The sequence below is a fragment of the Nonomuraea terrae genome, assembly GCF_004348995.1.
GTDB lineage: Bacteria > Actinomycetota > Actinomycetes > Streptosporangiales > Streptosporangiaceae > Nonomuraea > Nonomuraea terrae.
Window position 1 is genome coordinate 1 of the sequence record NZ_SMKQ01000229.1, and the last position, 13712, is coordinate 13712.

Here is a 13712-nt window from a genome sequence, read left to right on the forward strand (position 1 = left end):
GCCCCGCCCCTCCCCGCGCGGGGATCGCGTCCAGGACGCGCTTCGTCACATAGTTGAGCCTGTCTCTGGGCAGCACCGAAACTCGGGCCTGCGGGGCGAGATCGTCGCCGATGACGCCGACGAGCTCGATCATCTCCTCGGGAGAGGTCACGCAGACGGCCTTGCGCTCGCGGAGGAGTTTGTGGCAACCGGCCGACATGCCAGAGGTGACCGGGCCGGGAACCGCGCCCAGATGCCGGTTGAGTGACAGGGCGTGGGTTGCCGTGTTGAGGGCTCCGCTCCGGACCGCGGCCTCCACCACCACTGTGCCTCTCGACAGCGCGGCTATCAGCCGGTTCCGGATGAGGAAGCGGGCTCGGGTCGGATGAACGCCGGGCGGGCACTCGCTGATCACCACACCCTGTCCTCTCACCGCGGCGAACAGTGTGTCGTGACCGCGTGGGTAGCAGACGTCCACACCACAGGCCAGCACGACGACCGTCGGAGAGCCGGCAGCCAGCGCGCCCCGGTGGGCGGCGCCGTCCACGCCGAACGCACCTCCCGACACCACGGTCCAGCCCGCCTCGCTGAGGCCCACGCCGAACTCGGCCGCGATGTGCGAACCGTAAGGGGTGGCGGCTCTGGCCCCGACCACGGCCACGGATTTGAGGCAGGCGAAGCGCAGATCCGCTGAGCCGTGGACCCACAGCCCGAGGGGACGGCTGGAGCCGAGCTGGTCGAGCTGGGTGGGCCAGGCCGGAGTGCCGGGGATGATCAGCCGTGCTCCGGAGCCCTCTCCGGCTTCGAGATCGGCCGGCGGGTTGGCGGCGGCGAGGCGCGCGTACCAGGCGTTGAGACGGGAGCTCAGATCCGGTCGGCTTTCCTGCTCCGCCTCCCGCGCGATGAACTCCGGCGGCAGAGCGCGGTTGCGGATCGCCTCCACCGCCGCCGGAGCGCCGAACGCGGCCACGAGACGGCCCATGACGGGGTCGCCCACGTCGGTGGCGCGCATGAGAGCGACTCTGGCCTCGGCATCCGACCGGATGCTCGTCCCGGTCCGCGTCCTGGCGGTGGGTTCTGCTGCGGCGGTTCGGGGCACAGCGGAGTCTTCGGGCGTAACGGGCGACGGACGTGTGTTGGTCACGGCGGCTCCTTGGGGCATACGGAGGGCATGGGACTGTTGCCGGCGGCGCCGGCGTGGAATGCGGCATGGGAGCCGCTGTCCGCACCGGTGCGGACAGGGGCATGGATGGCGGCGCCGGCGTGACGGGCTGTGGAGCTGCTCGCAGCTCCAGTGTGAAAGGGGCATGGGAACTGCTGGCGGTGCCAGCGTGGGAAGGGTGGCCGCTCGTCGATGTACGGGCGGGTTACGACCTGACCCCGAGCCAGAAGCCCAGCGCGGCGTTCGTTTCGTCTTCTCCGGGGTTGTCCTTGCCGGCCAGGTCGGCGAGCGTCCACGCGACCCGTACGACGCGGTCCAGGCCCCGGGCCGTGAGCGCGCCCGAGTCGAGGCAGGACGTCATGGGACGCATTGCCGCGGCCGGCGGCCGATAGTCGGCGTGCAGGGCGGCGGACGGGATTTCGGCGTTCAACCGCCACGGAGTGCCGGCCAGGCGTTTGGCGGCTCGCTCGCGGGCGACGAGAACGCGTTCGGCCACGGTCTTGCTCGTCTCCACGAACTGGCGGTCGGCCAGCAACTCTCGTCTGGACGAGCGGACGACCGTGACCTTCATGTCGATGCGGTCGAGAAGCGGCCCCGACAACCTGCCGAGGTAACGTCGCCTGACTGTAGGGGTGCAGGTGCAGGATTCCGCTTGGTCCTCCGCGCGGGCACACGGGCACGGATTGGCCGCCAGCACCAGCATGAACCGCGCAGGGAACGTCACCGAACCCGCCGCCCTGGACACGGTCACCCGCCCCGACTCCAGGGGCTGCCGCAACGCGTCGAGCACATGCCTGGCGAACTCAGGGGCCTCATCCATGAACAACACCCCTCGATGCGCGAGCGAGACGGCGCCAGGACGGACGATCGTGCTGCCGCCGCCGATGATCGCCGCCGTGGTCGCGGTGTGGTGCGGGCTGACGAACGGAGGGCGGCTCATCATCGGAGCACTGGACGGCAGCACACCCGCGACCGAGTGAATGGCGGTGACCTCCAGAGCATGGTCGAGCTCCAGGCCGGGAAGCAGCGTGGGCAGGCGTTCGGCCAGCATGGTCTTGCCGGTGCCCGGCGGACCGAGCATCCAGAGGTTGTGGCCGCCGGCCGCGCACACCTCGAGGGCTCGCCGGGCGACCGGCTGGCCCACGACCTCGGTCAGATCGACTTCGGGGCTCATCCCCGACTGGGGTGGCTCCACCGGCTCCTCCGCCTCGGGCGTCGGCGGAATCTCGCCCTTGCGCAGCCACTCCACGAGGTCACGCAGGTGACCGACGGGGACCACTTTCACCTCCGGCACGAGCGACGCCTCCGCCGCATTTCCGGAGGGGACCACCACCATCACGTCGCCGTCGTGCTGCGCCGCGCCCAGGACCGATGGCAACACGCCGCGTATGGGCCTGATGCGGCCGTCGAGGCCGAGCTCCCCCAGGAAGAACGGCTCCGCGATGCGCTCGGCGGGCACCACGCCGGCCGCGCCGAGGACGGCGACGGCTATGGCCAAGTCGAACTGCGAGCCGCGTTTGGGCAGGCTGGCCGGGAAGAGGCTGACGGTGATGCGGGCGTCGGGCCACGGGTAGTGACTGTTGACGACGGCCGACCTGACCCGGTCGCGGGCCTCGCTGAGCGCCGTGTCGGGAAGGCCGATGAGGTGGATGCCGGCCAGCCCGTTGCCCACGTCGGCTTCGACCTCGACCGTGCGGCCTGCGACTCCGACCAGCGCCACACTGCGGGTGCGGGCCACGGCCATCTACATCACCCCCCGTACGTGGCGCAGAGCGAAATCGCCCGCGAACCGCTCAAGGGCGACGACATCGACGCGCACGGCCTCGAACGTACGGGGCTGCGTGGTCAGCCACCTGTTCGCCAGCATCCGCAACCTGGCGACCTTGGCGGGACGTACGGACTCCAGAGCCGTGCCGTGCGAGCGGCCCGATCGTGTCTTGACCTCGACGACCACCAGGTGGGAGCCGTCTTCCGCGATGATGTCGATCTCGCCGTGGCGGCAGCGCCAGTTGCGTTCGAGCACGGTCATGCCCCGGCTCTCCAGGTAGGTCGCGGCCACCTGTTCGCCTTGTTTACCGAGATCGAGCTTGCTTCTCGTGGCCAAGTGCCACCTCCGTCGGGTAGGTCGGGTCCGAGCACCGACCTTCGCGGATCCAGGCCCTCAGCCTCCACCCCGAACGGGATTCTGTGGACACTGCCTCAGGCATCCGCACGGGCTGTGGACAACCCAGCGCCTCACCTTCGACCCGTTCCTCAAAGGGAATGAACCCAGAATGCGCTCCAGAACCCAAGTTCCGCGCGTAACTGACCCAGACTCGGCCCGCAAGGTGATGCGCAAGGGAGAGGCCCAGCACCCGACAGGCCGCAAGGCGCTGGAGCCGGCATGGCGCCGGCCCACGGAGAAGGTGGCTCCTCGGACGACTCGGCGCCCTCGCCACCTGGACGGCCACCTGGCGGCGGCGTTCCTGACGGACCGCGCAGGAGCGCGCGGCAGGCAGAGCCCTCTTCGCGCACGCTCAGCTACCCCCGCCCGGCCCACGCCGCCAAGACTCGTGGCAGTCAACACCTGGACGGCGCCGCACCGGTCGCCGTGTGCCAAGTGACCAGGTGGGCCGCGTCGTCAGGCCGGATGTTCCGGCGTGGCCGGCGAATCTGGGGGACATGCTCAGGCAGCTCAGCAACACAAGGCCGACTCGGACCGTACCCCCACCAACCGACGTTCCGGCAGCACGTCCCCACAACCCAGACGACAGGCACGCCGGAACCAGCCCCCACGCACCCGAAACCCCCGCAAGAGCAGAACCGGAGAGGCCCTACCCGGAGAACCCCTCCTTCGGCATCTCCAGGTCCGCCTTGGCCAGCTCCTCCACGTTCACGTCCTTGAACGTGACCACCCGCACGTTCTTCACGAACCGCGCAGGCCGATACATGTCCCACACCCAGGCGTCCTGCATCTTCACATCGAAGAAGACGTCGCCGTTCTCCGCAGTGCGGACGTCGAGATCGACCGAGTTGGTCAGATAGAACCGCCGCTCAGTCTCCACCACGTAAGTGAACAAACCGACGACATCGCGGTATTCGCGGTAAAGCTGCAGCTCCATCTCGGTCTCGTACTTCTCGAGATCCTCTGCGCTCATCGCGGTCCTCCTGTCGTACCGGTCCCCCGGTGTGCCTGGTCAGGCAACCCCGGCCCCCAATTCATTCTCACCCATCCCCCTCGCCACCGTGACGAAGGAGTAACGGTGATCAGGACACGGACCGTGCGTTTCCAGCGCCAGCCGATGTCCTGGTGTGACATACCCCTTGTGCTCGGCGAAGCCGTACTGCGGGTAGCGCTCGTCGAGCGCGACCATCAGGCGATCTCGGGTCACCTTGGCCACGATCGACGCGGCCGCCACGCACGCGGCCACCTGGTCCCCCTTCCACACCGCCAGCGACGGGGCGGGCAGCCCCGGCACCGGGAATCCGTCCGTGAGGATGTACTCCGGGTCACAAGGCAACTGTGCGACAGCTCGCCGCATTCCTGAAACGTTGCACTTGTGAAGACCTTTGGCGTCGATCTCCTCAGGCGGGATGATGACGATGCCCACCTGGGAGACGCGCATGATCTGGTCGTACAGGCGCTCGCGCACCGCGGGCGTGAGCAGTTTCGAGTCGTCCAGACCGTCGATCCGCTTGCGCAGGATGACGGCCGCGACCACCAGCGGCCCCGCGCACGCGCCGCGCCCTGCCTCGTCGACACCCGCGATGGGGGCGAGGCCGCGACGGGCGAGCGCCCGCTCGTAGGCGTAGAGTCCGGAATCTCGCCGGACGACACTCGGTCGAGGGCGGAACGCAACTGTCATGACACAGGCAGCGTACGCCCCATTCGCCGCGAACCGCGACCGAAAGTCCCCTCTACTTGACCTTGTCGAAGATGTCGGGCTGGGAGAAAAGGTAGCCGCGCGACAGCGGCCAATAGCGCACCACGGCCTTGCCGATCACGTCATCTTCCGAGATGAAACCCCCTCCGGGCTCTTCCATGTGGGCCCGCGAGTCGGCCGAGGCACTGCGATGGTCACCCATCAGCCAGAGCTTTCCGGGGGGTACCGTGACGTCGAAGTCATCGCCAGAAGCGAAATCGTCCGGGTAGAGGTAGGACTCCTCGTCCAGCGGCGTCCCGTTGACGGTGATGCGTCGCTGCTTGTCGCAGCACACCACCTTGTCGCCCCCGATGCCGATGACCCGCTTGATGGTGTCTTCGCCGTTCCAGCCCTTGAAGACGACGATGTCGCCGCGTTCGGGCTTGCCCGCGAGTTTGTTGACGAACACCCGGTCGTTGACGAGGAGCGTGCGCTCCATCGACTCCGACGGGATGTAGAACGAGCCGATCACGAACGCCTGCAACAGCAGCGCGATCCCGACCCCCATCGCGATCAGCAGGACGGTCTCGCGGAAACCGCCCTTCTTCTTCTCTTTTGCCACGCCCTCCGCCTTCTCCGTGACGGCCGTCAGCGCGTCTTGCGCAGCCGGCGCCGACGGGCCAGCACCAAGGGTACGGCGAGCCCGAACCCGGCGACCACCGGCTCCGGCCCACCGAGCGCCTGCAGCGCGGGCTGGGCGAACGTCTCAGGTATGTCGATCGAGCCGAACCGGTTGAACGGCCACACGATCACGAAGGCCCGCCCGATGACCTGGCTCTCGGGGATGGAGCCGCCGCCCGGATCGCCGGTGTGGGAGCGCGAGTCGAGCGAGACCGAGCGGTGGTCGCCCATCACCCACAACCGCCCTGGCGGCACCGTGATGTCGAAGAACTCGTTGGACGGCACGTCACCCGGGTAGAGGTAGCTCTTCTCGTCGATGGCCGTGCCGTTGACCGTGATGCGGCCCTTGGGGTCGCAACACTTGACGTGGTCGCCACCGACGCCGATGACCCGCTTGATGTAGTCCTTCTCGCCGGGCACGATGCCGAAGGCCGTGCCGACCCACCGGAAGAACCCCGCCACCGCGTTGGACGGCTCCTCGAGCTGGAACTCGCCGTCCCACGAGTCGACGCCGGAGAAGACCACCACGTCGCCGCGCTCGATGTCACGCGTGTGGTAGACGAGCTTGTTGACGAGGACCCTGTCGTTCTTCAACAGGGTGTTCTCCATCGACTCGGACGGAATGTAGAACGCCTGGACCACGAATGTCTTGATGATCAGCGCCAGCACCAGGGCCACCACGATGAGAACGGGGAGTTCTTTCCAGAACGAGCCCTTCTTCTCTTTGTTCTCGCCCTTGGCCGGCTTCTGCGTCTCTTCCGCGACCACGTCCACCTCGTCCTCGACAGGGCGGCGCGCCGCGCCGTGCTCCTGGTACTCGCTTGTCATCGCTGACGAGCCTAGATGATGCGCAGGCCCGACAACCCCCGACCGACGTTACACCCACCCCTGATTCCCTCCACATAAAGGGAACGGCCCTGTAAAGCGGAAAGGCCCGCGCATGGCGCGGGCCTTTCATGAGCACGGCTCGGATTACTTGGCGGCCGTGGTCTCGCGCTTCTCGCGGATGCGGGCGGCCTTGCCGCGCAGGTCGCGCATGTAGTAGAGCTTGGCGCGGCGGACGTCACCGCGGGTCACGAGGACGATCTTCTCGATGACCGGGCTGTGCACCGGGAAGGTGCGCTCCACACCGACGCCGTAGCTGACCTTGCGGACCGTGAAGGTCTCGCGGGCGCCGCTGCCCTGCCTGCGCAGCACGAAGCCCTTGAAGACCTGGATACGGGACCGGTTGCCTTCGACGACTCGGACGTGGACCTCGAGCGTGTCACCGGGACGGAAGTCCGGCACGTCGCTGCGCAGGGTCGCCTTCTCGAGCTCCTGGATCTTCGTGTGCATGAGAGTCAATTCCTCAATGGTTCGCGAAGCAGGCGGAGGTCCACCCGGCCACGCCCCGAACGCGAGCGCGGCGACAGGAAGTGGACACGCTTGCTGTCTCCTGGGGGCCCGGGGTCGCTTTCCCGGGCATGCAACACCGACCGCATGATGGACGGCAGCGCTTCAGTTTGCCACATCTTTCGGGCTGACGCGAAATGACAGCTCTTCGAGCAGTTTCCTGTCGTGCTTGTCGAGCGTGTCGGGGTCGAGCTCCGCCGCCAGCTCCGGCCGGTTGCGTACGGTACGGCGGATCGCCTGCTCACGCCGCCACCGGGCGACATTTCCGTGATGTCCGGACAGCAACACGGCCGGCACCTCATGCCCCCGCCACACGGGCGGCTTGGTGTAGACCGGCCCCTCGACCAGGTTGTGCATCGACCCGGGCGCGAACGAGTCGTCCACGGCCGACTGGGCGTTGCCCAGCACACCCGGCAGCAGCCGCCCGACGGCCTCCACGATGACCAGCACCGCGACCTCTCCCCCGGCCAGCACGTAGTCGCCGATGCTGACCTCGTCGACGCGCAGCCGTGCGGAGTATTCGTCCATCACGCGCGAGTCGATGCCCTCGTAGCGCCCGCAGGCGAACAGCAGCCACGGCTCCGCGGCCAACTCCTGGGCCAGCTCCTGGGTGAAGGGCCGCCCGCTGGGCGTCGGCACGACGATCCGCGGGGAGCCGCCGTCGATCACCGCGTCGATGGCCTCGCCCCACACCTCGGGCTTCATGACCATGCCGGGCCCGCCGCCGTACGGGGTGTCGTCGACGCTCTTGTGCACGTCGTGGGCCCAGTCGCGCAGCTGGTGCACGCGCACGTCGAGGGTGCCGCGCTCGCGGGCCTTGCCGATCAGCGAGACGTCGAGCGGCGCGAAGTACTCGGGGAAGATCGAGATGATGTCGAGCCGCATCACAGCAGCCCTTCCGGTGGATCGACCACCAGCCGCCCCGCCTCCACGTCGACCACGGGCACGAGGGTCTTGACGAACGGGATGAGAGCGTCGTCCTGCCCCTTGCGGCGCACCACGAGGAGGTCCTGGCCGTGGTGCAGGACGTCCTCCACCTCGCCGACCTGCTCGCCCGCGACGGTCTCGACCGTCAGCCCGATGAGCTGGTGGTCGTGGAACTCGTCGGGGTCGTCGAGCGGCGCCACCTCGGCCGAGTCGATGACCAGCATGGTGCCGCGCAACTCCTCGGCCGCGTCGCGGTCGGCGACGCCCTCGAAGGTCACCAGCAGCATGCCCTTGTGCCAGCGGCGCCCCTCGACGACGAGCGGCCCGCGCTCGGCGGGGTCGGTCGCGATCGAGATGCCCGGGGCGAAGCGCAGCTCGGGATCGTCGGTGCGCACCTCCACGGTCACGTCACCGCGTACCCCGTGTGGACGGCCTATCCGGCCGACGACCAGCTGCACGTGATCTGCCTTTCTCAACGCGAGCGCCCCCATCGGAACGAAGCCGATGAGGGCGCGCTTTTCCTGACGCTAACGGACTGCTTCGTGCAGATCGAGCAGGTCGACCCGCACGTATTTCCCGTCGGCCAGGGCGTTCACGACCGTGCGCAGCGCCTTGGCGGTGCGCCCGCCGCGTCCGATGACCTTGCCCAGGTCCTCGGGGTGCACCCGGACCTCCAGGACGCGCCCGCTGCGAATGCGGCGTGCGCGGACCCGGACATCGTCTGGATGTTCGACGATGCCCTTCACGAGGTGCTCGAGAGCCTCCTCGAGCACGTCAGGCCTCGCCCTCGGTCTTGGTCTCGGTGGTGACCTCGGCCTCGGCGTCGTCCTTCTTCTTGGCCCTCTTCGGCGTGGTGGCGGCCGTGCCGGTGTCGCCACCGGACAGGGTCTCCTTGGCCGCGGCCTCGTAGATGGCGTGACGGTCGGGCGCGGGCTCGGCGACCTTCAGGGGCGCCGGAGCCGGCTCGCCCTTGAACTTCTGCCAGTCACCGGTGAGCTTGAGCAGCTTGAGCACCGGCTCGGTCGGCTGCGCGCCGACACTGAGCCAGTAGGCCGCACGCTCGGCGTTGACCTCGATGCGCGAAGGGTCGTCCTTCGGGTGGTACAGGCCGATCTCCTCGATCGCCCGGCCGTCACGCTTGGTGCGGCTGTCGGCGACGACGATTCGGTACTGAGCATTGCGGATCATGCCGAGCCGCTTGAGCTTGATCTTGACTGCCACGGGTGTGGTCTCTCCTGCATTCGAGCGTGGGTGAACGGCATCTCGCCGAGTGGGGCACGACGGGACGACGCTCCAGGGACAGGCGCGTCCGGCGGGAGATGAGAGGGCACCCACCTGGTCACGGTGTTCCAACATGTCATTCTGCCAGACCTACGGCACTGCCCACGACCTCGGACGGCAGCGGGCCGCAAAGGGCCGGGCAAGACCCGGTGACCGGCTGGTCACCGGGCGCGGTGCGTCACTTCTGGCCGGGCAGCTTCAGCTTGGACGGGTCGAAGCCGGGGGGCAGCTCGACGCCGGGCGGCAGCTTGCCGCCCAGATTGCCCAGCACGCCGCCCTGCTTCGGCTCGGAAGGAGCGGTCTCCGCGTCGGCCTTCCCGAGCGCGGCCTTGCGCGGGTCGCCGCTGACGCGCCGCCCCTTCTTCCCCTTCTTCTGCGTCTTGGCCGCCTTGCCGCGGCCGCCCGGCATGCCGGGGATGCCCATGCCCCCCGCCATCCGCTTCATCATCTTCTGTGCCTCGAAGAAGCGGGTGACCAGGTTGTTCACGGCGCTGACCGTGACGCCGGAGCCGGCGGCGATGCGAGCGCGGCGCGAGCCGTTGATGATCTTGGGGTCCTGGCGCTCGCCGGGGGTCATCGAGCGGATGATGGCCGCGATGCGGTCGAGGTCGCGGTCGTCGATGGAGTTGATCTGGTCGCGCATCTGCCCCATGCCGGGCATCATGCCGAGCAGGTTCTTGATCGGCCCCATCTTCTGGACCATCATCATCTGCTCGAGGAAGTCTTCGAGCGTGAAGTTCTCGCCCGAGGTGAGCTTGCCCGCCATCTTGGCGGCCTGCTCTTCGTCGAACGTCTTCTGGGCCTGCTCGATCAGGGTGAGGATGTCACCCATGTCGAGGATGCGCGAGGCCATGCGGTCGGGGTGGAAGGCGTCGAAGTCTTCCAGCTTCTCGCCGGTCGACGCGAACATGATCGGCCGGCCGGTGATGTGGCGGACCGACAGCGCAGCGCCGCCGCGGGCGTCGCCGTCGAGCTTGGTCAGCACGACACCGTCGAAGCCGACGCCGTCCATGAACGCCTGAGCCGTGGTGACGGCGTCCTGGCCGATCATGGCGTCGACCACGAACAGGACCTCGTCGGGACGGACCGCGTCGCGGATGTCGGCGGCCTGCTGCATCATCTCCTGGTCGATGCCCAGGCGACCGGCGGTGTCGATGATGACGACGTCGTGCTGCAGGCGCCTGGCCTCGTCGATCGACCTGCGGGCCACCTCGATCGGGTCGCCGACGCCGTTGCCGGGCTCGGGCGCGTAGACCGCGACCCCGGCACGCTCGCCCACGACCTGGAGCTGCGTGACGGCGTTGGGGCGCTGCAGGTCGGCGGCGACGAGCATGGGCGCGTGGCCCTGCTCGCGCAGCCACTTCGCCAGCTTGCCGGCCAGCGTCGTCTTGCCCGCGCCCTGCAGACCCGCCAGCATGATGACCGTCGGCGGCGTCTTGGCCAGGCGGATCCGGCGCGTCTCGCCGCCGAGGATCTCGATCAGCTCGTCATTGACGATCTTGACGACCTGCTGCGCCGGGTTGAGCGCCTGCGAGACCTCGGAGCCCCTGGCGCGCTCCTTGACCTGCGCGACGAACGCCTTGACCACCGGGAGAGCGACATCGGCCTCCAGCAGGGCGATGCGGATCTCGCGGGTGGTGGCGTCGATGTCGGCATCGGACAGCCGGCCCTTGGACCGGAGGGAGGAGAAGACCGATGTCAACCGGTCGGAAAGCGTCTCGAACACGTGGTTGGCCAGTCCTCGAAGCGAATGTACGTCTAAGACTCCAGACTATCCGCTCTGCTAGCCGCTCCAGCCTGGCACGGCCATCCGGACCGTCAGCGCGTGTTCGACCAGCTGGATCAGCGCGTTCTTGACCGACTCCTTCGACCGGGCGTCCAGGCGCACCATCGGGATGTGAGGGGCGAGGGTGAGCGCGTCGCGCACTTCGGTGTCGTCATGCAGGTACTGGCCGTCCCAGCCGTTGATGCCGACGACGAACGGCAGCTGCGCCTCTTCGAAGTAGTCGATGGCGGGAAAGCTGTCGGCCAGGCGGCGGGTGTCGACCAGGACGACCGCGCCGATGGCGCCGCGTACCAGGTCGTCCCACATGAACCAGAAACGGTGCTGCCCGGGCGTGCCGAACAGATAGAGGATCAGGTCGCGGTCGAGCGAGACGCGGCCGAAGTCCATGGCGACGGTCGTGGTCGACTTCAGCGGCGTCATGCCGAGGTCGTCGATCCCCGCGGAGGCGTCCGTCATGACGGCCTCCGTGGTGAGCGGCATGATCTCCGACACCGCTCCGACGAACGTCGTCTTGCCCACGCCGAACCCGCCGGCGACCACGATCTTCGTCGAGGTCAAACCGGGGCTAGAGTCTGCGAAGTCCACTTAGCACCCTTTCCAGCAGGTTGACGTCGGGCCTCCCTGCATCGAGCTGCGGCTGATGCACCCGTACCAGGCCCTCGGCCGCCATATCCGCGATCAGAACACGCACCACGCCGAGCGGGATCCGCAGCAGGGCCGACACCTCGGCCACCGACCTGACCTGCAGGCAGAGCTGGCTGATCGCTTTGTACTCGGGCGTGATGTGCGAGAACTCGCGGTGCTCGGCCGTGGCCGAGGACACGAGCGCCTCCATCGCCAGCTTGACCTTGGGCGCGGTCCTCCCGCCTGTGACCGCGTACGGGCGGACGGGCGAGGCAGGCTCGTCGCTGGACGCCGAGGGCGGCGGCGGTGGCGGCTCCCAGCCCCCGCTCGCCCATCCACCGGCGTTCCAGCTACCGCTGTTCCATCTGGGGTCCGTCACCTACATCACCTGGTCTGGCTGGCGCGCAACTCGGCCCGCACAGCCGGAGTCAGCACCTGACCGGCGCGTTCCACCATCAGTGTCATCTGGTACGCCACCAGCCCCATGTCACAGTCGGGGGCCGCCAGCACCGCCAGGCACGAGCCGTCACTGATCGACATGATCAGCATCAACCCGCGCTGCATCTCCACGATCGTCTGGTTGACCGCACCACCCTCGAACACCCTCGCGGCACCCTGCGTCAGGCTCACCAGCCCCGACGCGATCGCCGCCAGCTGATCGGCCCGATCCGCCGGAAACCCCGCCGACGCCGCCAGCGGCAGCCCGTCCGACGAGACCACTACCGCGTGCGCCACGCCGGGGACCGTGCTGACGAAGTCCGTGATTAACCAATCGACTCCACGTGCCGTTTGGCTCAGGTCGTTCATGCGCGTTCATCCCTGCTCTCAACACTTCTCGGACCGGAGGTGTACTTGCGCCCCTCGCTGATGTCGTCACGTGCTGCTCTGAAACCCTGCTGGAAGCTGGAAAGCCGGCTGCGTACCCGTTCCGGTGCGACCGTGGGCATCGGCGCGATCCCTCGGGGAGCCGAGACGGCGTCGGCGGAGCCGGGCACCAGATTGGCCTTGGGCACCCGCTTGGGTAGACCCGCCGCCGTCGAACCGTCGCGTATCGGCTCCACCACCGCTTTCGCGGCGTCCCACCCCGCGTCGGAGTTGCTCGAACCCCACGTGGCGTTGGGCTCGGACCCGTGATCGAACCAGGCCGACTCCACCGAGGCGAAGATCGGCAGGTACTCGTCTCCCGAGGAGGCCGGCGGGACGGCCGGCATCGGCCCCGTCTTCGCGGACTCGGGCTCGGGGAAGTCGAAGCGGTTGCGCAGCGGCTCCGGCGGCGGCTCGGGGTGACGCCCCCAGGGCCGGGTCTCGTCGGGCGGGAGGTCGCGCCGGGGCAGCCCGTTCTCGCTGGTGACGGGGGCGCGGGCGGACACCCACACGTCGTTGGCCGAGTCGGACGCCGCCCGGCCCTGGGACGGCGCGTCGTTGGACCAGGCCGGAGCCGACGGCCGGGAGCCGCCCTGCGGAACGGCCTCGGTCGACGGATAGGACGGGTACGAAGGATAGGAGGGATGCCCGGGGCCGAGCTGGTACGGCGACGCGGGCCAGGGGCTGGCCGACGGGGCCGGGGTGCCGAACGCCTCCTCCCGGCCGGCGGGACCCGCGCCGGCCGGCGCAGAACCCGCGTACGACGGGGCCTGCGTGCCGAGAAGCGACTCGGGGATGAGGACCATGGCGGTCAGGCCGCCGGAGCCGTGCGCCCGCAGCTGCACCCGTACGCCATGCCGCTGTGCCAGCCTCGCGACCACGAACAGGCCCATGCGCCGCGACACCGACACGTCCATGGTCGGCGCGTCGCCGAGGCGGTCATTCGCCTGGCTCAGTTCCTCGGGGGTCATGCCGATGCCGGAGTCGGTGATGGAGAGCATCACGCCGCCGCCGTCGATCCGGCTGCCCGAGACGGTCACCCTGGTATCGCGCGGGGAGAACGACAGGGCGTTCTCGACCAGCTCGGCGAGCAGGTGGATGACGTCGTTGACGGCCTGCCCGGCCACCGACACCCCGTCGGGCACCTGGAGGACGACGCGCTCGTAGTTCTCCA

The 13712-nt window shown here is 68.8% G+C and carries 17 protein-coding genes; all 17 read right to left on the minus strand.

Going from position 1 to position 13712, the window contains the following annotated elements:
- Nucleotides 1–991: DNA-processing protein DprA (gene dprA / locus E1286_RS40340; protein ID WP_246075577.1), on the minus strand; the 991-nt coding region annotated here is incomplete at its 3' end.
- Nucleotides 992–1346: 355 nt separating this feature from the next.
- Nucleotides 1347–2885: a YifB family Mg chelatase-like AAA ATPase gene (locus E1286_RS40345; protein WP_132621510.1), complete on the minus strand. Its 1539-nt coding sequence runs from the start codon at nt 2883–2885 to the stop codon at nt 1347–1349.
- Nucleotides 2886–3245, minus strand: coding sequence for a YraN family protein (locus E1286_RS40350; protein WP_132621512.1), 360 nt, complete (start codon nt 3243–3245; stop codon nt 2886–2888).
- Between the two features lie 709 nt (nt 3246–3954).
- Nucleotides 3955–4278 carry a DUF2469 domain-containing protein gene (locus tag E1286_RS40355; RefSeq protein WP_026215037.1) on the minus strand — a complete coding sequence of 108 codons (324 nt, stop codon included), beginning with the start codon at nt 4276–4278 and terminating at the stop codon, nt 3955–3957.
- A gap of 39 nt (nt 4279–4317) precedes the next feature.
- Nucleotides 4318–4986 carry a ribonuclease HII gene (locus tag E1286_RS40360; protein WP_132621514.1) on the minus strand — a complete coding sequence of 223 codons (669 nt, stop codon included), beginning with the start codon at nt 4984–4986 and terminating at the stop codon, nt 4318–4320.
- A 52-nt stretch (nt 4987–5038) separates the two neighbouring features.
- Nucleotides 5039–5605, minus strand: coding sequence for a signal peptidase I (lepB, locus tag E1286_RS40365; protein ID WP_246075579.1), 567 nt, complete (start codon nt 5603–5605; stop codon nt 5039–5041).
- A gap of 26 nt (nt 5606–5631) precedes the next feature.
- Nucleotides 5632–6492, minus strand: coding sequence for a signal peptidase I (gene lepB, locus E1286_RS40370; protein ID WP_132621518.1), 861 nt, complete (start codon nt 6490–6492; stop codon nt 5632–5634).
- Between the two features lie 144 nt (nt 6493–6636).
- Nucleotides 6637–6999, minus strand: a complete 363-nt coding sequence (rplS, locus tag E1286_RS40375; RefSeq protein ID WP_043634900.1) for a 50S ribosomal protein L19 — start codon at nt 6997–6999, stop codon at nt 6637–6639.
- A gap of 162 nt (nt 7000–7161) precedes the next feature.
- Entirely contained in the window at nt 7162–7941 is a 780-nt protein-coding gene (gene trmD, locus E1286_RS40380) for a tRNA (guanosine(37)-N1)-methyltransferase TrmD (protein ID WP_132621520.1), read from the minus strand.
- A complete protein-coding gene (gene rimM, locus E1286_RS40385) occupies nt 7941–8441 on the minus strand; it encodes a ribosome maturation factor RimM (RefSeq protein ID WP_132621522.1) in 501 nt (166 codons plus the stop codon). Before rimM ends, trmD begins: the two co-directional genes overlap by 1 nt.
- A 69-nt stretch (nt 8442–8510) precedes the next feature.
- Nucleotides 8511–8756: an RNA-binding protein gene (locus E1286_RS40390; protein WP_043634919.1), complete on the minus strand. Its 246-nt coding sequence runs from the start codon at nt 8754–8756 to the stop codon at nt 8511–8513.
- Between the two features lies 1 nt (nt 8757).
- Nucleotides 8758–9204: a 30S ribosomal protein S16 gene (gene rpsP / locus E1286_RS40395; RefSeq protein ID WP_132621524.1), complete on the minus strand. Its 447-nt coding sequence runs from the start codon at nt 9202–9204 to the stop codon at nt 8758–8760.
- Nucleotides 9205–9442: 238 nt separating this feature from the next.
- A complete protein-coding gene (ffh, locus tag E1286_RS40400) occupies nt 9443–10990 on the minus strand; it encodes a signal recognition particle protein (RefSeq protein ID WP_132621526.1) in 1548 nt (515 codons plus the stop codon).
- 57 nt (nt 10991–11047) lie between these two features.
- Nucleotides 11048–11608 carry a GTP-binding protein gene (locus E1286_RS40405; RefSeq protein ID WP_132621528.1) on the minus strand — a complete coding sequence of 187 codons (561 nt, stop codon included), beginning with the start codon at nt 11606–11608 and terminating at the stop codon, nt 11048–11050.
- A gap of 7 nt (nt 11609–11615) precedes the next feature.
- Nucleotides 11616–12053: a DUF742 domain-containing protein gene (locus tag E1286_RS40410; RefSeq protein WP_246075580.1), complete on the minus strand. Its 438-nt coding sequence runs from the start codon at nt 12051–12053 to the stop codon at nt 11616–11618.
- Nucleotides 12054–12058: 5 nt separating this feature from the next.
- Entirely contained in the window at nt 12059–12481 is a 423-nt protein-coding gene (locus tag E1286_RS40415) for a roadblock/LC7 domain-containing protein (RefSeq protein WP_132621530.1), read from the minus strand.
- The coding region (locus tag E1286_RS50880; protein WP_246075581.1) for an ATP-binding protein at nt 12478–13712 on the minus strand (1235 nt) is incomplete at its 5' end. The genes E1286_RS50880 and E1286_RS40415, both read right to left, overlap by 4 nt.

Coding starts and splice junctions, on each gene's coding strand:
- trmD (WP_132621520.1), bottom strand. CDS start 7,941: ATGCGGCTCGACATCATCTCGATCTTCCCCGAGTACTTCGCGCCGCTC.
- E1286_RS40415 (WP_132621530.1), bottom strand. CDS start 12,481: ATGAACGACCTGAGCCAAACGGCACGTGGAGTCGATTGGTTAATCACG.
- E1286_RS40355 (WP_026215037.1), bottom strand. CDS start 4,278: ATGAGCGCAGAGGATCTCGAGAAGTACGAGACCGAGATGGAGCTGCAG.
- rplS (WP_043634900.1), bottom strand. CDS start 6,999: ATGCACACGAAGATCCAGGAGCTCGAGAAGGCGACCCTGCGCAGCGAC.
- E1286_RS40360 (WP_132621514.1), bottom strand. CDS start 4,986: ATGACAGTTGCGTTCCGCCCTCGACCGAGTGTCGTCCGGCGAGATTCC.
- lepB (WP_132621518.1), bottom strand. CDS start 6,492: ATGACAAGCGAGTACCAGGAGCACGGCGCGGCGCGCCGCCCTGTCGAG.
- E1286_RS40345 (WP_132621510.1), bottom strand. CDS start 2,885: ATGGCCGTGGCCCGCACCCGCAGTGTGGCGCTGGTCGGAGTCGCAGGC.